The organism is uncultured Paenibacillus sp. (assembly GCF_963515335.1).
Classification (GTDB): Bacteria; Bacillota; Bacilli; order Paenibacillales; family Paenibacillaceae; genus Paenibacillus_I.
On sequence record NZ_CAUPYC010000064.1, the window covers coordinates 1 to 22,594 of the forward strand.

Annotated in this window: 20 protein-coding genes; 10 read left to right on the forward strand and 10 right to left on the reverse strand. The window is 61.4% G+C overall.

All coding sequences use genetic code 11. The features are described from left to right. The first annotated feature begins 51 nt into the window (after positions 1-51). Positions 52-756, forward strand: a complete 705-nt coding sequence (locus RWM61_RS16535; RefSeq protein WP_314002796.1) for a DnaD domain protein — start codon at positions 52-54, stop codon at positions 754-756. A gap of 415 nt (positions 757-1,171) precedes the next feature. Here RWM61_RS16535 and RWM61_RS20340 read toward each other — a convergent pair whose 3' ends face one another. The 9 genes from RWM61_RS20340 to RWM61_RS16575 form a co-directional block, all read right to left on the reverse strand. Then, the gene (locus tag RWM61_RS20340) at positions 1,172-1,258 is read right to left on the reverse strand and encodes a MerR family transcriptional regulator (RefSeq protein ID WP_399538865.1); all 87 of its coding nucleotides are present in this window, start codon (positions 1,256-1,258) and stop codon (positions 1,172-1,174) included. Positions 1,259-1,478: 220 nt separating this feature from the next. Beyond that, positions 1,479-2,138: a methylthioribulose 1-phosphate dehydratase gene (gene mtnB / locus RWM61_RS16540; protein ID WP_314002798.1), complete on the reverse strand. Its 660-nt coding sequence runs from the start codon at positions 2,136-2,138 to the stop codon at positions 1,479-1,481. Next, positions 2,135-2,809: a 2-hydroxy-3-keto-5-methylthiopentenyl-1-phosphate phosphatase gene (locus RWM61_RS16545; protein ID WP_314002800.1), complete on the reverse strand. Its 675-nt coding sequence runs from the start codon at positions 2,807-2,809 to the stop codon at positions 2,135-2,137. The genes mtnB and RWM61_RS16545 overlap by 4 nt, the downstream gene beginning before the upstream one ends. Beyond that, a complete protein-coding gene (locus tag RWM61_RS16550; RefSeq protein WP_314002802.1) occupies positions 2,806-4,041 on the reverse strand; it encodes a 2,3-diketo-5-methylthiopentyl-1-phosphate enolase in 1,236 nt (411 codons plus the stop codon). The genes RWM61_RS16545 and RWM61_RS16550 overlap by 4 nt, the downstream gene beginning before the upstream one ends. Beyond that, entirely contained in the window at positions 4,038-4,916 is an 879-nt protein-coding gene (proC, locus tag RWM61_RS16555) for a pyrroline-5-carboxylate reductase (RefSeq protein WP_314002804.1), read from the reverse strand. The genes RWM61_RS16550 and proC overlap by 4 nt, the downstream gene beginning before the upstream one ends. 15 nt (positions 4,917-4,931) lie before the next feature. After that, positions 4,932-6,200, reverse strand: a complete 1,269-nt coding sequence (locus RWM61_RS16560) for a glutamate-5-semialdehyde dehydrogenase (RefSeq protein WP_314002830.1) — start codon at positions 6,198-6,200, stop codon at positions 4,932-4,934. A gap of 19 nt (positions 6,201-6,219) precedes the next feature. Continuing rightward, complete coding sequence (gene proB / locus RWM61_RS16565) at positions 6,220-7,323, reverse strand: glutamate 5-kinase (protein WP_314002806.1); 1,104 nt, start codon at positions 7,321-7,323, stop codon at positions 6,220-6,222. Between the two features lie 422 nt (positions 7,324-7,745). After that, complete coding sequence (locus tag RWM61_RS16570) at positions 7,746-8,954, reverse strand: pyridoxal phosphate-dependent aminotransferase (RefSeq protein ID WP_314002808.1); 1,209 nt, start codon at positions 8,952-8,954, stop codon at positions 7,746-7,748. Between the two features lie 80 nt (positions 8,955-9,034). Continuing rightward, positions 9,035-9,478 (reverse strand): hypothetical protein, encoded by a 444-nt coding sequence (locus RWM61_RS16575; protein ID WP_314002810.1) that lies wholly within the window; start codon positions 9,476-9,478, stop codon positions 9,035-9,037. A 127-nt stretch (positions 9,479-9,605) separates the two neighbouring features. Here RWM61_RS16575 and RWM61_RS16580 point away from each other — a divergent pair, with 127 nt between their 5' ends. Then, complete coding sequence (locus tag RWM61_RS16580; protein ID WP_314002812.1) at positions 9,606-10,415, forward strand: carbon-nitrogen family hydrolase; 810 nt, start codon at positions 9,606-9,608, stop codon at positions 10,413-10,415. A gap of 311 nt (positions 10,416-10,726) precedes the next feature. Here RWM61_RS16580 and RWM61_RS16585 read toward each other — a convergent pair whose 3' ends face one another. After that, positions 10,727-11,662 (reverse strand): LysR family transcriptional regulator, encoded by a 936-nt coding sequence (locus RWM61_RS16585; RefSeq protein WP_314002814.1) that lies wholly within the window; start codon positions 11,660-11,662, stop codon positions 10,727-10,729. Positions 11,663-11,972: 310 nt separating this feature from the next. Between RWM61_RS16585 and leuC the strand changes: the two genes are divergently transcribed. The 8 genes from leuC to RWM61_RS16625 all read left to right on the forward strand — a co-directional run. Next, complete coding sequence (gene leuC / locus RWM61_RS16590; protein ID WP_314002816.1) at positions 11,973-13,388, forward strand: 3-isopropylmalate dehydratase large subunit; 1,416 nt, start codon at positions 11,973-11,975, stop codon at positions 13,386-13,388. A 46-nt stretch (positions 13,389-13,434) separates the two neighbouring features. Continuing rightward, complete coding sequence (leuD, locus tag RWM61_RS16595) at positions 13,435-14,031, forward strand: 3-isopropylmalate dehydratase small subunit (protein ID WP_314002818.1); 597 nt, start codon at positions 13,435-13,437, stop codon at positions 14,029-14,031. A 317-nt stretch (positions 14,032-14,348) separates the two neighbouring features. After that, on the forward strand, positions 14,349-15,899 hold the full coding sequence (locus RWM61_RS16600; RefSeq protein ID WP_314002819.1) for an N-acetylmuramoyl-L-alanine amidase: 1,551 nt from the start codon (positions 14,349-14,351) through the stop codon (positions 15,897-15,899). A gap of 14 nt (positions 15,900-15,913) precedes the next feature. Then, positions 15,914-16,504 carry a GerMN domain-containing protein gene (locus tag RWM61_RS16605; RefSeq protein ID WP_314002821.1) on the forward strand — a complete coding sequence of 197 codons (591 nt, stop codon included), beginning with the start codon at positions 15,914-15,916 and terminating at the stop codon, positions 16,502-16,504. A 30-nt stretch (positions 16,505-16,534) separates the two neighbouring features. Continuing rightward, positions 16,535-19,309 carry an S-layer homology domain-containing protein gene (locus tag RWM61_RS16610; RefSeq protein ID WP_314002823.1) on the forward strand — a complete coding sequence of 925 codons (2,775 nt, stop codon included), beginning with the start codon at positions 16,535-16,537 and terminating at the stop codon, positions 19,307-19,309. A 252-nt stretch (positions 19,310-19,561) separates the two neighbouring features. Further along, positions 19,562-20,257 (forward strand): endonuclease III, encoded by a 696-nt coding sequence (gene nth / locus RWM61_RS16615; RefSeq protein ID WP_314002825.1) that lies wholly within the window; start codon positions 19,562-19,564, stop codon positions 20,255-20,257. 7 nt (positions 20,258-20,264) lie between these two features. After that, on the forward strand, positions 20,265-20,534 hold the full coding sequence (locus tag RWM61_RS16620) for an NAD/NADP transhydrogenase alpha subunit (protein ID WP_314002827.1): 270 nt from the start codon (positions 20,265-20,267) through the stop codon (positions 20,532-20,534). A gap of 83 nt (positions 20,535-20,617) precedes the next feature. Beyond that, positions 20,618-22,594 (forward strand): dynamin family protein (locus RWM61_RS16625; protein WP_314002828.1); only part of this gene is annotated, 1,977 nt, incomplete at its 3' end.

Below are 22,594 nucleotides of genomic sequence, written 5' to 3' on the forward strand. Positions count from 1 at the left end.
CCCGAACAACCGGATCCCCCGGAGCCCCTGTGGTAGGTAGGGAGGGAAGGAATGAAGGATATGGAACGCGAGCCGTTTGTACGGGGCGTTGCGGCCGCGATGGCGGAGGGAGGCGTCTACCTCCCGGCGCCGCTCCTGCGCGGCTACAGGCGTCTCGGCTTGACGGATTCCGAGCTCGTGCTGCTGATCCAGCTGGCGGTGTACCGGCAGGCCGAGAACAATGGCTTTCCCACGCCCGAGCAGCTGGGCGAGGTCATGGGGATCGGCGGCAAGGCCGTCGGACAGATGCTGCAGAAGCTGCTCAAGGAAAAGCTGCTGACGATCGACGAGCTGTTCGATCCGGTATCGGGCGTGCAGTCTGAGGTATACAACTGGCACGGCTGGATTGTGAAGACGGCTGAATGGATGGTGGCCTTCGCGGGGCGGGGGACGCAGATGCCGGCAGCGGGGCCGTCCGCCTCGGGCTTTGACGAGCCGGCGCGCAAACCGTCCGCGCAGGATGTTTTCTCGGTGTTCGAGCAGGAATTCGGCAGGCCGCTCTCGCCGATGGAGCTGGAAACGATCGGAGGGTGGCTCGACACGGACCGTTACCCGGAGGAGCTGATCCGTTTCGCTTTGAAGGAAGCGGTGTTCGCGGGCAAGCTGCATTTTCGGTACATCGACCGAATCCTGCTCGAGTGGAGCCGGAACCGCGTGACGAATGTGGAGGAAGCGCGGGCGCACGCCGGGCGTTTCCGCAACGGAGGAAAAAGCTGAGCGTCCCAAGGGCGGCTCGGCTTTTTTACGATTACAGATCCAATGGGGGCGGACGTATGCGTGAGGGCGCAAACTTTGCTCCCTCAGAGCCGGCGCGGAGACGGAAAGATGCTGAGGGAGCAGTTTTAGGCTCTCGGTGGTCTTCCGGATTACACGACACTGGAAAATAGCTTTGAGAACGGGAAAATTCCAGCCTCAGAAAAGAAATAGCAGGGGATCGGTGATGAGAGAGGTATTTTCCGGCCCTCGGATGGAATTTCACCTCTCAAGAAACCTGGAATCCCTCTGAGTGAGGGAAATGTCCGCTTTCGGGCAAATAAAAGCGAACAAAAGAGGCTGAGGGCGGGATACGACCGGTCTCATGCGGAATTTTCCCGGCAGGTGCCGGTTGTGAACGCCATGGGTCTGACAGCCGTCATGGAACGCCGCACCGCGCCTCCTCGTAGAAACGGATTGCCTTCGGTGTGATGCCGACGATTGCGGCCGCTTCATGAATGCGCATCGTATCCCTCCCGTTAGGACTGTAAACCTTGCCGTAACGGCAAGGTCAACCGAATGGCATGGCGCAGACCGATCGCGGATCCAGGCCGCAACGAAGGCCGGGAGGCGCGCGCCGTATGCGGCGGCCGTCCCGGCCTTCGTACATTTCAACCAGCGAATATCATACGTTCCGGCAGCCGCCGAGCAGCGCCGTGATGCAACCCGCGCCGCGCGCCAAGGCGTTACTTCCCGTGAATACCCGCGTTCAGCAGCTCCCAGCGGTATACGTACTCGAACAAAAACTCAAACGCTTCAATATGGCGCTTCGCCTCGAAGGCGTTGGCCCCCCAGGCGTAGATGCCGTGCTTGCGCAGCAGAATGCCGGGAATACGCGCATCCAGCCGCTCGGCGACCTCGGGCACGATCCGCGGGATTTCGGCGAAATTGGAGACGATCGGAATGTCGATGCGCGCCTCTTCCTCCCAAATGTTGAACGCTTTAATCAGCTCGACGCCGTCGACCGGCACCGAGCGGCGTTCCCAGAAACGTTCCGAGACGATGTTGTTGAACACCGTATGCACGTGGAAAATGGCGCCGCAGCCCGTCTGCCTGTATATCTCGCAGTGGATCAGCGTCTCCGCCGAAGGCTTCAGCTTCGTCGCTTCCGCGGGCTTGCCGTCCCGGTCGACGAACAGGAAGTCCTCGGGCGTTTCCTTCGACTTGTCCTTGCCGCTCGCCGTAACGGCGAAATGAAATTGCTCCGGCGAGTAGTCGCCGACCCGCACCGACAGATTGCCGCTCGTGCCGGCGAACCAGCCCCGGGAAGCGAACAGCGATTTGATCTCGCGAAGCTCGCCGAGCGCGCGGGCTTTGTCTTCGGTTGTGATCAGTTGAAAGCTCATGTGGAGGCAGCCGTCCTTTCTTCCAAGGCGTCGATTACGTCATAGAACGATTCGTAGGGGATGTAAGGGACGCCAAGCTCTTTGCATTTGTCGATCAGGTGGGAGCGGGCGAATACGACGTCCGCCTGCTTCGCGCCTTCAAAATCGGTGACGCTGTCGCCGATCAGAATACGCTCGTACCGGTCGGCCGGAAAACGGCGCATGATCGTCGTTTTGCACATCCCGCAATCGTTCGCGCAATGCTCGTCACACGGGTGCGGCCACAATATTTCGATCCGCTCGCCGGTGAAATCGCTGGCGTTGCAGTAAATATGATCCCGCGGAATGCCGAAACGCTCAAGCAGGGGATAGACGAAAAAGTCGATTCCGCCGCTTGTGACATAAAAGTCGATCGATTCATACCGGCAGAAGCGAAGCAGCTCCGCGAACCCTTCGCGAATGACAGCGTTGCCGATCGCGTACTCGACGACCTCTTTCTGCATCGAAGCCGGCAGCAGGCGGAAAAGCTCGCCGACGCCTTCACGGATCGTTTTGCGCTGCGCGACGATGTCTTCGACGATCGCTTCCCAGCCCTCGGGATTGAAATGACGGATAATCGCGACGATGTTGTCGTTGACGGTAATCGTACCGTCGAAATCGCAGAAGATGACGCGCGGTTTGCCGTCCGTCATTGTTTAACCCCCCATGCTTCGATCGCGGCGCGAAGCGCCTCATGGCGCTGCGCGGCGTCGCGCAGCGGGTCCCCGTTCAGTGTGGCCTCGATCGCCTGCCTGAACGCCTGTCCGCCGGCCGCCGTACCGAGCGGATGGCCGTGCACGCCGCCGCCTGCGTTCACGACGACCTCCTTGCCGAAATCCTTCAGGATCAGCGGCACAAGGCCCGGGTGAATGCCCGCAGACGGCACGGGGAAGCTTGTCCGTCCCGGCACGCTTCCATCCAACAGGGCGTCCCTCACGGCAAGGTTTTCTTCCTTCGGCATGACAACCGAGCCGTAAGGGGAAGGGAACAGCACGAGATCCGCGCCGGCCAGCCGCATCAGCTTGCCGAGCAGCAGCGGGGCGGCGATGCCGTAATGCGGCGACGGATAAAAGGCGCCCGCCATGGCCGGGTGCGCGGCGATCGGGATGTTGATGCCGGGATCGCGGCTGAGCTCATACAGCGCGTCGTAGCCGTAGGCAAGCACGTTGAACAGCAGCGCGTTCGCGCCCGCGGCGACCGCGCGCCTGGCGTTCTCGGCGAGCTTGAACGTCGGGCCGGTCAGGTTGACGGCGTACAGCAGCTTCTGGCCGGTCTCGGCCTGCGCTTCCCGGGCCGCGGCCATGCAGGTTTCGATCCGTTTCTCAAGCGGCGTAAGCGGGTTCTCGAACAAAATCTCGTCGTCCTTGATCAGATCGACGCCGCCGAGCGCCTGGCGGTAAAATTGTTCCTTCAGGCCGGACAGATCATGGCCGATGACCGATTTGAAAATGCTCATGAGCAGCGGGCGGTCGCGCACGCCGAGCAAATCCCGCACACCTTGGACGCCGAACCGCGGACCCGGGAAGGCGGACCGGAAGCCTTCGGACACGTCCAGATCGAGCAGCTTGATCTTACCGTCCATCGACAGCTTGCCGAAAACGGTAACGAGCAGGGCGGGGATGTCGCGGCTGAAATTGACGTCCGGATAATCGATCACGATATCGGCGCAGCGCTCGCCGGTCGGCGGCCCGCCGGCTTCGTATTCGGTAACGGAGACGACCTTGCCGAGATGCTTCTCCATCTCGGCCTTCTTCGACTCGGGCAGCTCGGTCCAGCTTCCGACCGTCAAGCCGACCGCGATGGACGCCGCTTTCTTGCCGAAATCCGCCTTGTCGTCAAAGCAGCGGTACGTTGCCCGGCAGTAGCCGTTGCCAGTGTCGCTCATGAAATCGTGCTCCTCTCCAAAGCGGCGCCCAGCTCGCCGGCGCGTTCCGCCGCCCGAAGAACGGCGCGCACCAGCGTTTCGGACACTTGCCTGTCGTTCAACAGTTCAACCGCGGCCTGCGTCGTGCCGCCCGGCGACGTAACCTTGCGCCTGAGCTCGGCGGGCGCTTCGCCCGTAGCCTTGACCATCGAGGCGGCGCCGAGCACGGTCTGAACCGTCAGCTCCTGCGACGCCTCCGGCGACAGGCCGAGCCGCATGCCGGCTTCGATCATCGCTTCCATGACGTAGTAAATGTAAGCCGGGCCGCTGCCCGACAAGCCGGTTACCGCGTCGATCAGCGGCTCCTCGACCACCGTCGTGATGCCGACGGCGCGGAAGAGCGCCTCGGCCGTTGCCTGCTGCGAGGCGGTCACGAACGCGTTGCAGCAAAGGCCGGTCGCGCCGAGCCCGATCGTGCTCGACGTGTTGGGCATCGTGCGGACGATGGCGACCGGCTTGCCGATCAGTTTGCCGATCGTGGCGGTCGACAGGCCGGCGATGACGGAGACGAGCAGCTGCTTCTCCGAGACGAGGGCGGACAGGCCGCGCAGCGCAGCGTCCGCGTCCTTCGGCTTCATGCATAAGAAAATGACGTCCGCCTCCGCAAGCAGACGATTTTTGTCCGCTTCCCCGGAAGGCGCTTCGACGCCGTATTGTTCGCGAAGCTCGCTCAGCCGGTCGACGTTGGACCGGTTAATGACGCCGATCCGCTCCGGCCGGGCAAGGCCTTCGCCCAGCAGGCCGCGAACGATCGCTTCGGCCATCGAGCCGGCGCCGTAAAAGCAAAAGCGCATATCCGCGACCGCCGCCGCGGCTGCGTCTCTCTCCTGTGACATTGACAAGCTCATCTCCTATCCGCGGACCTGTCCGCTGCCGTAAATCCGGTATTTGGTCGAGGTGAGGGCGGGCAAGCCCATCGGACCCCGCGCATGAAGCTTTTGCGTGCTGATGCCGATCTCCGCGCCGAAGCCGAACTCGAAGCCGTCGGTGAAGCGGGTGGAGGCGTTATGGTAGACGGCCGCCGCGTCCACCTCCTGCAGGAAACGCTCGGCGCTCGCCCGGTCTGCGGTGACGATGCACTCCGAATGCTTCGTGCCGAACCGCTCGATATGGGCCAGCGCTTCATCGAGGCCCCCGACGATCCTTATGTTCAGAATATAATCGTTGTATTCCGTTGCGTAGTCGTCGTCCGAGGCTGGTTTGGCCTGCGGCAGCAACGCGCGCGTTTCGGGACAGCCGCGCAGCTCGACGCCCGCTTCCAGCAGCCTCCCTGCGAGTGCCGGCAAATGGCGTGCCGCAAAAGCGCGGTGTACGAGCAGCGTTTCCATCGCGTTGCATACGGAAGGGCGCTGCACCTTGGCGTTGTACGCGATGTCGGCCGCCATGCCGGCGTCGGCGCTCTCGTCGACATACGTGTGGCAGATGCCGGCGCCGGTCTCGATGACGGGCACGGTGGCATTTTCCACGACGTTGCGGATCAACGCCGCGCCGCCCCGCGGAATGACGACATCCAGCAGGCCGTTCAGCTTGAGCATTTCATCGACCGATTTCCGATCCGAATCCTCGATCAATTGAAGCGCCTCCGGCGGCATCGCCGTTTCAGACAGCGCCCCGTGCAAAATCTCCACGATCCGCTTGTTCGATTCGATCGCGGCCGAACCGCCGCGCAGCAAGACCGCGTTGCCGGTTTTCAGGCAGAGCCCGGCGGCGTCGACCGTCACATTCGGCCTGGCCTCGTAGATCATGCCGATCACGCCGAGCGGCACGCGGATCTGCTCGACGAGCAGCCCGTTCGGCCGGCTGAACGACACCAGCTTGTCGCCGACCGGATCGGGCAGCTCCGCGATTTGGCGCAGTCCGTCCGCCATGCCGGCGATCCGGCTTTCGTTCAAGGCCAGCCGGTCGAGCAGGGAGGCGCTTGTGCCGTTCTCGCGGCCGCGCCGCAAATCCCGCTCGTTCGCCTCCATGATCGAGGCGGACGACGCGATCAGCGCGTCCGCCATCCGGAGCAGCGCCCCGTTTTTTTGCTCCGCCGTCAGCCGGTTCATGGCGCCTGCCGCCGATTTGGCGCGCAGCGCCTTTTCCTTTACTTCGCTCGCTGCAGCTTTAGCTTCTTTCATCACGACATACAGCCTCCCGTCAGCTTTTTAACGTAACCCATTCGTCCCGGTGTATCACTTCGATGCGCGCGACGTCGACGCGCTTGCGCACTTCCTCCGTGCCGAGGCCGGCGACCGCCTTGATCTGCCAGGCGGCGTAGTTGACGACGCCCCGGCCGACCGTTTCGCCGCGCTCGTTGACCACCTCGACGACGTCGCCGGGATGGAACTCGCCCTCGACCGTCCGGATGCCGGCGGGGAGGAGGCTTTTGCCTCCGGCGTGCAAGGCCGATTCGGCGCCGGCGTCGACGGTGATTTTGCCCTGCGGGCTCGAGTGAAAGCCCAGCCATTGCTTTTTCATCGACAGGCTGTGCCCGCTTGTCTCGAAATACGTTCCTCTGCCTCTGCCCGCGGCGCCGGCCGCGATATCCCCGGGCTCGGCAGCCCTGCCGATGAAAGCGGACACGCCGCCGCGCATCGCGATCCGCGCCGCCTCGATTTTCGAGCGCATGCCGCCCGTGCCTACGTTGGAGCCTGCGCCGCCTGCGACCGCCATGATGTCCTCCGATATTTGCGTGACCCGTTCGATCCGGACGGCGCCTGGATTTTTGCGCGGATCGGCGGTGTAAAGTCCCTCGATATCGGTCAGGATCAGCAGCAGCCGCGCCTTGACGAGATTGGCGACCAGCGCGGACAGCGTATCGTTGTCGCCGAATTTCAGCTCGTCGACCACAACCGTGTCGTTCTCATTGACGATGGGGAGGACGTTCTGCCGCAGCAGTTCCTCGATCGTCATTTGCGCGTTCCGGATACGGCTCCGGTTGGAGAAATCGCCGCGCGTGAGCAGTATTTGCGCGACGCCGATGCCGTAGCGGGCGAAAGCCTCCTGATAAGCCTGCATCAGCAGCGCCTGACCGACGGCCGCGGCCGCCTGCTTCTCATGCAGCAGCTTGGGGCGCGCCGCATAGCCGATCCGCTTGAACCCGGCGGCGACGGCTCCCGAGGTGACCAGCAGCACCTTGCGGCCTTCCTTGATTAGCGCAGACAGCTCTCCGGCGAAATACCCGATCCGATCGCGATTCAGGCCGCCTTCCTCCGATGTGAGGGAGCTGCTGCCGATTTTGACGACGATGACTTCGGCCATTCCGGCAACCCTACCTTCCAAAATTAAAAAAGACTTCCGTCCTGATAAAGGACGAAAGTCTGGCTTCCGCGGTACCACCTTAATTGATGATGCATAGATCATCCTGCTTCCGGCCTGATAACAGCAGGCGCTGTCCGGCTCCTCGCCGGCCGTTCGGGGGTGGGTTCGGCACGGTCCCGCGATGGATTCTTGCAGCCTCGGAATCCACTCTCTGCACGCAAAGCGCTCGTACGTACTAGTCCCGTCACAACGTTTTATATCCTTATGGAGTCCCCGAAAAGTAAGTCGGATAAGCTGCAGAGCATCATGTCACTTTTGGGGGATTATTTTTGGGGGATTATTTTCGGTTAATTTAGAGATACCGTAAGTTTACCATGATCGAATGGGGCTGTAAAGCGACGCAAGGCCCCAGCCGACAACTCTTAGCCGAACAGCCCGAGCCGGCCGATCCGCATCACGGCCTCGCGCAGCCGCGCTTCATCGGCCAGCAGCCCGAGACGCACATAGCCTTCGCCGTTCTCGCCGAAGCCGACACCGGGCGCCAGCACGACGTCCGCGCGCTCGAGCAGCAGATCCGCGAACGATTCGGACGTGTGCCCCGCGGGCACGGGAAGCCAGCAGAAAAACGAGCCGCCCGGCTTGTCCGCTTTCCAGCCGATTTCGTCCAGCGCCCCGAAAAGCGCGTCCCTGCGGCGTCCGTAAATCGCATTGAGCTCCCGCACGCTGTCCTGCGGGCCGGTCAAGGCGAACGCGGCAGCTTCCTGGATGCCGCCGAACAGGCTGCAGTAATAATGGTCCTGAATCAGATTGATCAGGGACACGATGCGGGCGTTGCCGAGCGCAAAGCCGACGCGCCAGCCGGCCATGTTGTAGCTTTTCGACAGCGTGTAAAATTCGACGCCGACCTCCTTCGCGCCCGGCGTTTCCAGAAAGCTGACCGGCCGCTTGCCGTCGAAGCCGATCGCGCCGTAGGCGAAGTCGCTGGCCACGGCCACTTTGTGGCGGCTTGCAAACCGCACCGTCTCCTCATAGAAACGGGAATCGGCCACGGCGCCGGTCGGATTGTTCGGGTAGTTGAGGAACATCAGCTTGGCCTTGTCGGCCGTCTCCGCCGGAATCCGGCCGTAGTCCGGCAGAAAGCCGTTCGCCGCGGTTAGCGGCATGAACGACATCGAGGCGCCCGCGAGGGAGACGCCCGACCAGTAATCCGGGTAGCCCGGATCGGGCACGAGGCAGACGTCTCCCGGATTGAGCAGGCATTGGCTGATTTCGACAAGCCCCGTCTTGCCGCCGAACAGGATGGCGACCTCTGTCTGCGGATCGAGCCGGACGCCGTAATCGAGCCGGTAGCGCTCGGCGACCGCTTCCTTCAGAAAAGCGAAGCCGCTGAACGGCGGATATTTATGGTAAAGCGGGTCGGCCGCCGCTTCCTGAAGCCTGGCGACGATATGCGGCGGCGTCGGCCGGTCGGGGTTGCCCTGGCCGAGATTGATGACGTCGCGGCCTTTGGCCGCCTGGGCGTTCGCTTTGGCGACAAGCTTGGCGAAAAATTGCGTCGGCAGCGCCTTTATGCGCTCCGCAGGCTCGATGGCGGTGCCGGCGCCGGTATGGGTTGTATTTGTCGTTTCCATTAGGACCTCACTCCGTATTTGCACATAATAGACCTAATGTAGCACGTACGGAGGGGACTGTCGAGCAGAGGACGGGATCGTCAGGGCGCCGCGATTTTCCGCAGAAAAGGCTTCAGGTCGGCTTTGAAAGTGAGCAGATAAGGCCGGCGCTCCGCGTCGAACACAAGCAGCACCGGTTCGTATTGCTCGCAATGGAACAGGAAAACGTCGTCGACCTCGAACTTCAGGGCGCCCACCTGCGTCTGGATCGGACGGGTCAGGGGCACGCGGTAGACGAACCCGCATTTTTCGTGCGGCTTCAGCTGCGGCGACAGGCCGGTCACCGACCGCAGCCATTCCACGGCAAACCGCTGATATTCCGCGTCGTTCGGGATCGTTTTGACCACCTTGCCCGCTTTTACGTCAAACACCTGCACCGGTTTTACCATCGGCTCGGGGGCCGAGACAGCCGGCTCCGCCCATAAGAGGACGGCGGCGACCGTCAGCAGGACGGGGACGAGCCTGTGTTTCAATCGATGGATCATCGCTGGTTCCAGCTCCTTCCGTGCCCGAAGGCACATATCGTTTCCATCGTAGGGTTCCCATCTTGACAGTTTGCCATGACAGGGTAAGAATAAGAAAAAACCGTTCGACGGACCGGAGGTTAACAGCATGCCATCCAAATCGATGCGGGTCGCGCTCCTGCAGATGCATATAGAGGCCGGGCGGCCGGAAGTCAATTTCAGCAAGCTGGAGGGAATGCTTCAGGCGGCGGTAAACGGAGGGGCGAAGCCCGATGTGATCGTGTTTCCGGAAATGTGGAACACAGGCTACGCGCTCGACGTGATCGGCGATATCGCCGACGAAGAGGGCGAGCGGACACGGGCGATGATGGCGGAATTCAGCCGCAGGCACGCTGTGAATATTGTGGCGGGCTCGATCGCGGAAAAGCGGGACGCCGGCGTATTCAACACGATCCGCGTGTTCGACCGAAGCGGGGACGAGGCCGGCGATTACGACAAAATTCATTTGTTTCGGTTGATGGACGAGGAGAAGCATTTGCAGCCCGGCGGCAAAATCGGGCGGACGACGCTGGACGGCGAGCCGGCCGGCCTGATGATCTGCTACGATATCCGCTTTCCCGAGCTGGCGCGCACGCTGGCCTTGCAAGGCGCGAAGCTGCTGATCGTGCCGGCGGAATGGCCGAATCCGCGGCTTCATCACTGGCGGACGCTGCTGACGGCGCGCGCCATCGAGAACCAGATGTACGTCATCGCGTGCAACCGGACCGGCGTCAGCGGGTCGACGTCGTTTTTCGGGCATTCGATGGTGATCGATCCGTGGGGCGAAGTGATCGCAGAGGCCGGCGGGGAGGAGACGGTGCTGACGGCCGATATCGACCTGTCGCTCGTCGACGAAGTGCGGGGAAGGATACCGGTGTTCGAGGACCGAAGGCCTGCCTTGTACGATTTCGGCAAGTAAAGGTTTTGCGTCGGCTGAGGTCCACGCTCCGGACAACCCTGCTGGGTTTCATCCAAACACAAATCAAGCTGAAGTCCTCTTCTCTCCGCTATGTTGGATTCTCTCCAGCCAATGAAGCAAGGATGACCGTTCAGAGGAGAATGCGGCCGATCTCATCGCGCGTTTTCGCAATATAAACCCATAAGGACGTTTCGTCCCCCTAGACAGTCGATCGAAGTTCGTATCAACCTTGGGACAACGATCGATTCCCGACAGTCCGGCAGCCTTTGCGCGGTAAAGAGGCTGCCGTTTACGCTGCCTTGAGCCGTCGGTTACGACTCCTTTTTTTCGTTCACCGCGTCTGGCGGGGCTGCGACCGTTTGTTTGAGGGTCTGGATGAACGCGTCCGACGCTTTGGAGAGATAGCGGCCTTTGCGGGTGGCGATCACGAGGGTGCGCGAAGGGGCGGATTCGAGCGGCAGGTACACTGGCGATTGATCGCTCCATTTGGCGCGCGCGATCATGTGCGGCACGAACGCGAGCCCCATGCCCGCGGCGACGAGCGATTGAACCGTTTCGATGTTGCTGCTCTCGAACACGATGCGCGGCTCGAAGCCGGCGGCGGCGCACAGGTTGAGCGCGATTTGGCGGAAGCCCTGCCCTTTCTTGAGCACGATGAAAGGCTCGCGCGCCAGTCCGGCCACGGGCACGCCTTGCCGCTCATAGCGGGCTGCTTCCTGTGCCAGCCGGTGCAGCGGGGGGACGGCCAGCCTGATCTCCTCCTCGATCAGCGGCTCCCAGGCGAGCGAAGGATCGTTCAGCGGGAGCGACAGAATCGACAGGTCGGTCTGGCCGGCTGCCGTCAGCTGCTCAAGCTTGGACGATGTGTCCTCTACGAGAACGACCTCGATCTCGGGGTAGCGTTTGCCGAATTCCGGCAGCACCCGCGGCAGGATATGAGAACCGGTGATCGGCAGGCAGCCGACGACAAGGCGTCCTTTTCGCATATGGGCGAGGTCGTCCATCTCCTGGCGCAGCTGCTCGACGGCGTCGAGGATCGATTCGGCCTTTGCGACGAACGCGGCGCCCGCATGGGTCAGCTCGACGTTGTTCGTTGTCCGTCGGAACAGCAGGACGCCGATTTCCTTCTCCAGCTTCGACAGCTGCTGGCTCAAGGAGGGCTGTGCAATATGAAGCTTCTCCGCCGCGCGCGAAAAGTTTTTCTCCGCCGCGATTTGCACGACGTACTGCAGCTGGCGCAATTCCATTGTCGGTATGCCTCCTCATGGGGTGTATGTTGGCGGTGGGGTGAGCAGCCGGTGGCCCGGGATAACGCCGGAATCCAGCATTAAACGTCTGCGAGCGCACTCCAAAAGCGGAAGCGCCCCCCGAACAGTCGGTTGTAACACGGCTTTCGCGGATTATACCCACACCAAGCTGCGAGGGAGCATCATAGCCCATACCTATCACGGTTATAGATATTATATCTTAGATCAATGATTAAGAACATGTTAATATGATAGCAACGATCGACAGGGGACGGATTCCCTGATGACGACATTCATGGGGTGAAACATTATGGCGAAAAGAACAATGTTTGAGAAGATTTGGGACAATCATGTCATCCATTCGGAGCCGGGCAAGCCGAGCATTCTGTACATCGACCTCCATCTGGTGCACGAGGTAACGTCGCCGCAGGCTTTCGAAGGGCTCCGCTTGTCGGGCCGCAAGGTGCGCCGTCCGGAATTGACGTTCGCGACGATGGACCACAACGTGCCGACGAAGGACCGCTTCAACATCTCCGACCCGATCTCCAAGCAGCAGATCGACACGCTGACGAAAAACTGCGAAGACTTCGGCGTCAAGCTGTTCGACCTGCACAACATCGACCAGGGCGTCGTGCACGTCATGGGTCCCGAGATCGGCCTGACGCATCCGGGCAAAACGATCGTCTGCGGCGACAGCCACACCTCGACGCACGGCGCGTTCGGCGCGCTGGCGTTCGGCATCGGCACCAGCGAAGTGGAGCACGTGCTCGCGACGCAATGCCTGCAGCAGTCCAAGGCGAAGACGATGGAAGTCCGCTTCGTCGGCAAGCGCAAGCCCGGCGTAACGGCGAAGGACCTGATCCTGGGCGTCATCGCGAAATACGGCACCGACTTTGCGACCGGCTACGTGCTGGAGTATACGGGCGAAGCGATCCGCAGCCTGACGATGGAAGAGCGGATGACCGTGTGCAACATGTCGATCGAAGCGGGCGCCCGCGCCGGCCTGATCGCGCCGGACGAAACGACGTTCGAGTACCTGCGCGGCCGTGAATACGCGCCGAAGGATTTCGACCAAGCCGTTGAGCAGTGGAAGCAATTGACGACGGATGAGGGAGCCCCCTACGACAAAGTCGTCGAGTTCGACGTCGACTTGCTGATCCCGCAAGTCACCTGGGGAACGAGCCCGGGCATGGGCACGGACATCACGTCCGCCGTTCCGGATCCGAAGAGCTTTGCTACGGAGAACGAGCGCAAAGCCGCCGAGAAAGCGCTGGAATATATGGCGCTGACGCCGGGCACGCCGATGAGCCGGATTCCGATCGACTACGTGTTTATCGGCTCCTGCACGAACGGCCGCATCGAAGACCTGCGCGCCGCGGCGGAAGTGGCCAAAGGCTATAAGGTAAACGAACGCGTTACGGCGATCGTTGTGCCGGGCTCCGGCCGCGTTAAGCTGCAGGCGGAGAAGGAAGGACTTGACAAGGTGTTTATCGAAGCGGGCTTCGAATGGCGCGAAGCGGGCTGCTCGATGTGTCTGGCGATGAATCCGGACGTTCTGCAGCCGGGACAGCGCTGCGCATCGACGTCCAACCGCAACTTCGAGGGCCGTCAGGGCCGCGGCGGACGCACGCACCTGGTTTCGCCGGCGATGGCCGCGGCCGCAGCCGTCATGGGACATTTTACGGACGTGCGCGACTGGAAATTCAAATCCGAGGTCATGAACTGAAACCGACCGGCATTCGATAAAGAGGATAACGAGGGGAGCTTTCACCATGGAATCATTTAAAACCTTGACCGGCATCGTCGCGCCGGTGGACCGCGTCAATGTCGACACGGACGCGATCATTCCGAAACAATTTCTGAAGCGGATCGAGCGGAGCGGGTTCGGCCAATTCCTTTTCTACGAATGGCGCTTCGACGAGGCGGGCAACGTGAACCCGGAATTCGAGCCCAACAAGCCCCGCTATCAGGGCGCGTCGATTCTGATTTCCCGCGCGAACTTCGGCTGCGGCTCGTCCCGCGAGCATGCGCCGTGGGCGATTCTCGACTATGGCTTCAAGGTCGTCATCGCGCCGTCGTTCGCCGACATTTTCTACAACAACTGCTTCAAGAACGGCATTCTGCCGATCAAGCTCAGCGAGGAGCAGGTGGAGGAACTGTTCCAGCGAACGTCCGCCAATGAAGGCTACCGGCTGACCGTCGATCTGGAGAACAAGACGATCGCCGACGGCCAAGGCCTGCATATCGCTTTCGAGCTCGACGACCATCGCCGCCAGTTCCTGCTGCTCGGCCTCGACGATATCGGCTTGACGCTCCAGCATGAGGACAAAATCGCCGCCTATGAAGCGAAGCGCGCGGCGCAAGTTTAATTCGCGATTTTAAACGCACAGTCTTTATCGTAAACCGTTCCGTCTATCGACGGGGCGGTTTTGTGTTTAGGGGGTCAGCCGGATGGATCCGGGTGGCCCTTTTTCATGGCGTCCGATCGAGCAAGATTAAAGTTATTAAAAAAATGTCGATTTTTTTCAAATAAAGCCGTTTCGGCGTTTAAAACCGCGTTATTACGGGTAATTACTTAAATTTCCTTCAAACGCAACTTTTTCTGTCGTTTCGCGTCTAACTATGCGTCTGTATTCGTCGAATGAGGACATTCGCCGCGGGCAACAAAAAAGGTTTGAGGTGACGCATGAAGAAGTTTTTTACGCTGATGCTGTTGATGTCGTTCGCTTATATGCTCCTGCCGGGAGAAGGTCAAGCGGCCCCGGTCGTTCCGAAGCTGTATCTCAACGGCAAGGTCGTCCAGTCGGAAGCCCAACCGCGAGTCGTCAATCAATTCACTTTGGTTCCGCTGCGTCTTGTCGCCGAACAGCTCGGATACGACGTGAAATGGGACAAGAAATCGAAACAGGTCTCGATCAATAACAGCGATACCGAAATTTTGTTGACCGTTAACGATTCGCGAGCGGTGGTCAACGGCTCGCATATGAAGCTTGACGTCCCCGCATTGGCCGATAAAGGCACGACTTATGTGCCGCTGCGTTTCGTAGGGGAGAACCTCGGCCTTGATGTCTTCTGGGACAAGCCTACCAGATCCGTTCATTTATTCGGCAATGCGGATACAGGGATACCGGCGGACAACGGCGGCGGAGCGCCGGCGGTTCCTCCTGCGGCCGGAGGCGATACGCCGATCGAGGCGGTGCCTGTAACGAATCCGCCTGAACCGGTTGCCGAGCCGAATGCTCCGGCGGAAGAGCCTGCCGGGCCTGCAGTCGAACCGGAGTTCCCGGACGACGCGCTGGCTGCCGTGAAGGGGTTCTCGTTCGACGGAGCGGGCCGCATCACGGTCGACTATGAGGGACAGCTGACGCCGAACGAGCCGTTCTGGTCCGGAACGAAGCTGGTCATCGACATTCCGAACGCCGCCCTTTCGCCTGAAATGTCGGCCGAGCTGAAAGCGCAAGGGCTCGCGCAGGGCGAGATCATCGTCGATACGCTTGCGCTTCAGAAGGTCCGCTATTCCTATTATTCGGACAAGCCGTCGACCGTGCGGATCGTCCTTGATCTGGCGATGCAAACGGAATACGCCGTTTCGGGCTCGGACGGACAATACTACATCGACGTTGTCATGAGCGGCGATATGCCGACGCCGCCTCTGCCGGGTTTGCCGGGCCTGCCTGTCGACACCGATGCGAACGGCAACAAGATTTACAAGGTCGTCATCGATGCGGGACACGGAGGGAAAGATCCGGGCGCTCCGTCGGTCACCGGCCAATGGGAGAAGCAGTTCAACCTGTCGGTCGCCCTCAAGGTGCAGAAGCTTCTGGAGAACGAGCAGAGAATCAGGCCGTATTTGACGCGCAGCACCGACGTGTTCATCGAGCTGAACGATCGCGCGAAATTGCCCAACGAGCTGCAAGCGGACTTATTCATTTCCATACACGCCAACCGGTATACCTCGAATGCTACCGGTACCGAGACGTATTACAACCGGGCGGACAGCAAGGCGTTCGCAGACGTGATGCATAAAAATCTGGTGCAGGCAACCGGCCTGCCGGACCGCAACGTTCGCCAGGCCGGCTTCCTGGTCATCCGCAAGACGACGATGCCTGCCGTTCTGCTGGAAGCGGGATATTTGTCCAATTCGCGCGATGCGAAGGCGCTGTTCACCGAATCGGTGCAAGACCGGATTGCAGCCGGAATCGTAGCCGGCATTAAAGAACAGTTGAAGCTTAATTAAAGGGGGATCATCCGTTGAAAAAAGCTTTTCTGCTGCTGATGTTGCTGTTTGCAGTTGCGGCGCTGGCCGCCTGCGGCAAAGGCTCCGGGCAAGCGGACGGGAATTCCCCGCCGGCCGAACCGGACACGCAAGCCGCAGGCGCGCCCGCCGGCAATGCGGCCGAGGACAAGCCTGCCGCGCCTGAGACGGAGACGGTGCCTGAAATGGAATCTGAGCCTGAGACGATCACGGTTCGCTATTATGTTACGGATGCCGAGCTCGGCGAATTGATTGAGAAGCAAACGGAAGTGACGGTCGGAGAAGGCGGCAATGTTTACAAGGCGGCATTGGAGGCCTTGCAGAAGGAGACCGAAAAAGAACTGTCGCTCTGGAAGGGCGTAGAGTTTAAAGATGCCGTTCTGAAAGAGGGCGTGCTTACGGTCGACGTGTCGATTCCGGACGAAGCGAGGCTAGGCGCGCCGGGCGAGGCGCTGGCGCTCGAAGCGATCACGCGCACGGCTTTCCAATTCGATGAGGTCAAGGCGCTCGACATACTCGTCGACGGCGAAGCGGTCGAGAGCCTGATGGGCCATGTTGAGTTGGAGCATCCGATTCAACGCGGCTAACCAACCATACAATTGAGGGGGAAATACGGCATGTCTCAGCATTCTTCCTGGAAAAAGATTTTGGTCACTACGCTCATTTGCACGCTCATTACAGGTGCCGGGACCGCTTTTGCCGAAACGGACGGACCGGCGGGGGCGAATGCCGAGACCGCTAAGGACGCCAATGCCGCAACGGCTCCGGCCTCTGCCGCACCGGCAGCGTCGGCGGCTGCGGCCAATCGCCCGTCTACGCCGTTTTCCGACGTCAGGAACGGTCACTGGGCCGAGAAGCACATCGCAAAGCTGGCTTTGCAAGAAATTGTGCGAGGCAACGAGGGCAAATTCAAACCGGCCGACAGCGTGACCCAGCAGGATGCGGTGATCATGGCTATACGGTTTATGGGCCTTGAACAGGAAGTCGATGAGAGCGCAGGGATTATTTTTCCCGATGCTTTTGAAGTGGGCAATTATGCCAAAGGCTATGTCGCGCTCGCCCTGCAGAAGAAGCTGCTGGACCAGACCGATGAATACGCTTTGGCGGAAGCCGCCCCCGAAGTGTCCTGGGGAACGGCCAGAGCTTCGCGCGAATGGGTGACGAAGCTGATCGTGCGGGCAATCGGTCAGAAGGAATTGGCCGACAAGATGAGCGGCGGGCAGGCCGCTTTCAGCGATAACGCCCAAATCGGCGACAGCTATGAGGGCTACGTCAACGCGGCCGTATCTTTGGGATTGATCAAGGGCGTATCCGGGGAAAAATTCGATCCGAAGGGGCTTATTAACCGTGCGTCGCTGGCGACGCTGCTCAGCCGCGCGGAATCGCAGGTCCCGGTCGCGTATAAAGGCCAAACCGCCGGCGTCATCGCATCGCTCACAGACTCGTCGCTTACGCTTGTCGGCAAGGACGGGAAAAGCGCGACCTATTCTTTGGCGGCCGATACGCTGCTGTACCGGTTCGACTCGGAGCAGGCGGCTTCGCTCGCAACGATTCAGCCTTATACGGACGCGATCGTCATTTCCGCGAACGGCAAAGCGCTTTACGTCGAGCAATCCGGCGGGGCCCCAAAGGTTGAAACGATCAGCGGCACGGTTGCAAGCGTCATGCCGGCGGAGCGCAAAATTTGGCTGCGGGTCGGCTCCGAATTCGTATCGGTGAACTACGACGATTCGCTCCGCCTGCAGGACGGCGAAAGCAAACCGCTTGCTGTCGCCGATTTGAAGGAGAGCAGCACGGTTGAAGTGGACCGCGACACATTCCGGTCTTCGCCGCTTGCGGTGAATGTCCGGGTGAAGGGCGCTCCGGTCAACAAGACGGGGCAGGGCACGGTTGTCGGCGTGGCGGCCGGCTCCATTACGATCGCGGATGCGGCGGCCGGAACATCGGCGACATGGCGCGTCGCCGCGGCCGTTGCGGTTGCGAAGCAGGGGCGGCCGGCTACGCTGGGCGATCTGGCGGCCGGCGATACGGTCGTTTACGAAATCGCGAACGATCTCGTCACGAAGATTACGGTCAGCCAGGCGGCAGCGCAAACCGTCAGCGGCCAGTTCGTCAGCGCCGATAGCAAGCTGATCGCCTATACCGTAGGCGGAAAAGCCGAAGCGGAGTTTCTGGCGCCTGCCGTGCAGGTGACGATTAACGGAATTCCTGACGCGACGCTGGCGGATCTCACTGCGCAGGATACGATTGAGCTGACGTTAAACGGCCAAAGCGAAGTCACCGCGGTTAAGGTTACGAATAGAAACGTGCTGACCGTCAACAACGCTTCGATTACTTCTTACGTCGCGGCATCGAAGATATTGACGGTGACGGACATGTCGGGAACGCCGGTCGCGGTCAAGCTGACCGACAAAACGCGGATCGATTTCAACGGTGCGGCCGTCTCGCTGGACGCCGCCGCGCCGCTGTTGGCCAACAACCGCAAAATATCGGTTTCCTACTCCGGCTCGACGGCCGTCTCGCTGAAATTCGTCTATAAATATTCGGGAACGCTCATGAGCTTGAATACGGCGGCCAACCAACTGACGCTCAAGCTTGCCGACGGTTCGACGCTGGCGCTGCCGGTTCAGACGCCCGCGGTGGAACTGTACGGCAAAAGCGCCGCCACCATGGCCGACGTTCAGACGGGGCAGACGGTCACGCTGCTGCTCGATACGAATCAGGAAAAGGCTGTCGCGATCCAAATGCATAAGGTTGTACAGATGACCGTCGCTTCCGTCGATGCGGCCGGCAAAAAAATAAACCTGACGACAGGCGAAGGCGTTACCTCGCCTTGGACCGTCGGATCCGATGCGACATTCACCGGCGACAGCGGCGAGGCGCTGTCGTTATCGCAGCTGTCGGCGGGTCAGACGGTTAACGTCACGTTCGTTGGGCGGCAGTTGACCGACGTGAAGCGGGTTCCGGTAACGGTGGGCAAGGTCGTTTCGGTGGGCGCCGACACGATTACGTTGACCGATTACAGCGGCAAGTCGACCGAACTTGCGCTGGGCGCAGGCTTCCGGATCGTCAAGAACGGGACGACGGCTGCCGCGACGTCTTCGCTTGCGGCCGGAGACCGGATCGAAATCCGCAAGGACGAACGGGACAAGACGCTCGTTACGGCGATCGCCGGCCTTTCGAAGAAGTTCTGGAAGCAGGACGCCGCCGCCAATGAGCTTTACGTGATCCGGTCAAGCGCGAACATGACCGACAGCTACCGGTTCAAGCTCGCGCCCGAAACGGTATTCACATCGGGCGACGCCAGGATTGCCATCTCTTCGCTGCGACAGGGCGATCCGATTGTGCTCTACACCTATCAGGGCATGCTGCTCGAGGTCGTCAAATCCTAACGCAACCACGCAACGATCAATAAAGCGCGTCTGGCGATTGGCCGGAGCGCTTTTTTCTTCGAAGAATAATAGACGCCGGCCCAAAAGAATGATAAATTCGTGAACAGCGGCCATTGCCGCGCACATAGGCGTTCGAAGCGCAGCAATGGCGCTTGCGCGGCGCGACATTTTTCGCTACACTTTGAACGAGCACGATGCAAATGGAAGAGAGGGCGCCGGCAGCATGCCGGAGAAGCCCGGGAGAGACTGGTTATGAATGCGAAAAGGATGCGGCACATTTTAGATACGATTGCCGGCATGTTTCCGGACGCGCATTGCGAGCTCGTTCACGACAATCCGTTCGAGCTGACGATCGCGGTGCTGTTGTCCGCGCAGTGCACGGATGCGACGGTTAACAAGGTCACGGCGGATTTGTTCCGCAAGTACCGCAAGCCGGAAGATTATTTGGCGGTTCCGCCGGAAGAGCTCGAGCAGGACATACGCCGAATCGGCCTGTACCGCAATAAAGCCGCCAACATCCGGAAGCTTTGCAGGATGCTGCTCGACAAATACGGCGGCGAAGTGCCTTCTTCCCATGAGGCGTTGACGGAGCTGCCCGGCGTCGGCCGCAAGACGGCCAATGTCGTCGTGTCCAATGCGTTCGGCGTACCCGCCATCGCGGTCGATACCCACGTGGAACGCGTTGCGAAACGGCTGGCCGCGGCCAAGCCGGACGATTCCGTTCTCGAGGTCGAGAAGAAGCTGATGAAGCTCGTGCCCCGCGAGGAGTGGACGGATACGCACCACCGGCTTATTTTTTTCGGCCGTTATCACTGCAAGGCTCAAAACCCGCGTTGCGAGATTTGCCCGCTGCTGGACGTCTGCCTTGAAGGCAAACGTCGCATGAAACCGACGCGCGTGCGCAAAAGTATTACAAAATCGATCGTCAAACGATCCGAAAAAGGATGAGAGAACCATGAAATGCATTTCCGTGTACACCGACAACTTCGAAGCTTTCTCCGATATTTACGAGCAAATCATCGATTCGCCGCCTGCCGACAATGAAGACGTTGTGCTGGAAGGCATTACGGTGAGCGGCTCGGGAGAGGTTCCCGACCAATACATCGAACGGATGAAAGTGAAGCCCGAAGTCGTCGTCATGCGTGAAAAGCAGCGCGGCATCACGATCTTGCAGCACGGCAATGTGTTTGAAATCTGCATGCCGGGCGAAGCGGCGGCCGAGTAACCGACCGGACGACATCAACCGGAAGATCAAGCCGACGGCCTGCGCCGCCGGCTTATACGCGGTTTGGGGGAACAGGAGGATTTATGGATACGATGACGATACATGCCGGCGGCGCGCTCGACGCCGCGCTCCGGTCGATCGCGGCCGGGATGGATACGGCCGGCGATTCGGCGGTTGCCGCCAAAATCGGCGAGCTGCGGGCGAAGCTGGCTGAAGATAAGGTTGTGCTTGCGTTCTGCGGCCATTTCTCGGCCGGCAAATCGACGCTAGTCAACCGGCTGTGCGGAACGCCGCTGCTGCCTTCCAGCCCGATTCCGACGAGCGCCAACGTCGTATCGATCCGCAACGGGGAGCCGGCCGCCGTCATCACCCGTGTGAACGGAGGACGGGAGGAGACGGTCGCCCTGTCCCCCGGGGAGCTCGAAGCTTACTGCGTCAATGGTTCGGATATCGTGTCGGTCGATCTTTCTTATCCGATCCCAAGACTGGGCGGGAAGCTCATGCTGCTCGATACGCCGGGCATCGACTCGACCGACGACGCGCACCGGATGGCGACGGAATCCGCGCTCCATCTCGCGGATGTCGTCTTCTATGTGATGGATTACAACCATGTCCAATCGGAGATCAATTTTGCCTTCGCGAAGCGGCTTGCCGACTGGGGCAAACCGCTGGTGCTGGTCGTCAACCAAATCGACAAGCACCGGGCGAATGAGCTTCCGTTCGCGGAGTACCGGGCGAGCGTCGAGCGCGCTTTCGGCGATTGGCATCTGGAGCCGGACGGATTGCTGTTTCTGTCGATGAAGCAGCCGGACCATCCGCATCAGCAATGGGAAGCGCTGGAGCGGCTGCTGGAGCGGCTGCCGGCCATACGCGAGCCGCTGAATGCGTATAACGCGGACGCTTCCGCGCGTTATCTGATCGAGGAGCACGGCAAGCGGCTGGAGGAAGCAAGCGAAGCGGAACGGGCGGAGCTGCTGCGGCGGATCGGCGGCGAGGAGCGGCTGGAGGCGGCGAGGGAAGAGATCGGCGCTTTGCGGACGGCGATCGCGGTCACGGATGAGGAGCCCGAGCGGCTGCGCGTCGAGCTGCGCCGGGACGTGCAGGCGCTGCTCGACAATGCGATCGTGACGCCCGCTTCGACGCGGGATCTGGCGCATTCGATGCTGGAGAGCCGCAAGCCGGGCTTCAAGACCGGCCTGCTGTTTGCGGGGGCGAAGACAGCCGCCGAACAGGAGCGCAGGCTGGATGCTTTACAGGCCGATATCAACGCCCAGTTGAAGGCCAATGTGGAATGGCATTTGAAGGATTTGCTGCGCAAGGCGGCCGAACGAAACGGTTGGCGCGGCGAGACGATGGAAAACGCCGTGGCGTCGCCGCTCGAGCACGAGCTGACGGCCGAGCGGCTGCTTGGGCTGATCAAGCCGGGCGCCGTCTTCGGCGCCGAGTATGCGATGACGTACAGCAAGGAGCTGGCGGCCGCGGCTAAAGCTGATTATCGGCGGCTTGCTTTTCTGGTGATAGACGGGTTGGCTGAGCGGCTTGCCGCCCGCATGAAGGACGAAGCTTCGGCGGCCGCGGAGCGCCTATCGCAGCTTGCCGGCGAGGCGGAGGCGTTGGATCGCCTCGAGGAGCTGGCCGGGGAGACGGCCGCGGCCGTACGGCGGCTGACGGCGCTTCTGCCGGCCAGACCGCGGCGACCCGTTATGCCCCGGCCGGCGGATACGGCGCAGGATGCCGCGAATGCGGAGACGGGGCGGGCCGCGGCGCACGGCGGCGACGCGGGAGGTTCCGTCGGTCCGGGCGGCTCCGCGGCCGCGGCAGCCGCGGCCGTTTCGGCAAGCGCCGGCATAGGCGCTGCCGCGGGCAAGTCCCAAGCGCCGGCATCTTCGCTGTCCGGAGGCGCGGCGCTCGCGCCGCAGCGGCGCGCCGGCGGGCCCCCGCCCCCCCCCTCGGGGCGTTGGCGCCCGTGGGGCCGTACCTCCGGGCCGGGGGCCCCCCCCCCGGGGGGGGGGGGGGGCCGACATGCGCGCCCGCCGACTCCCGTCCAGGCCCGAGCGACA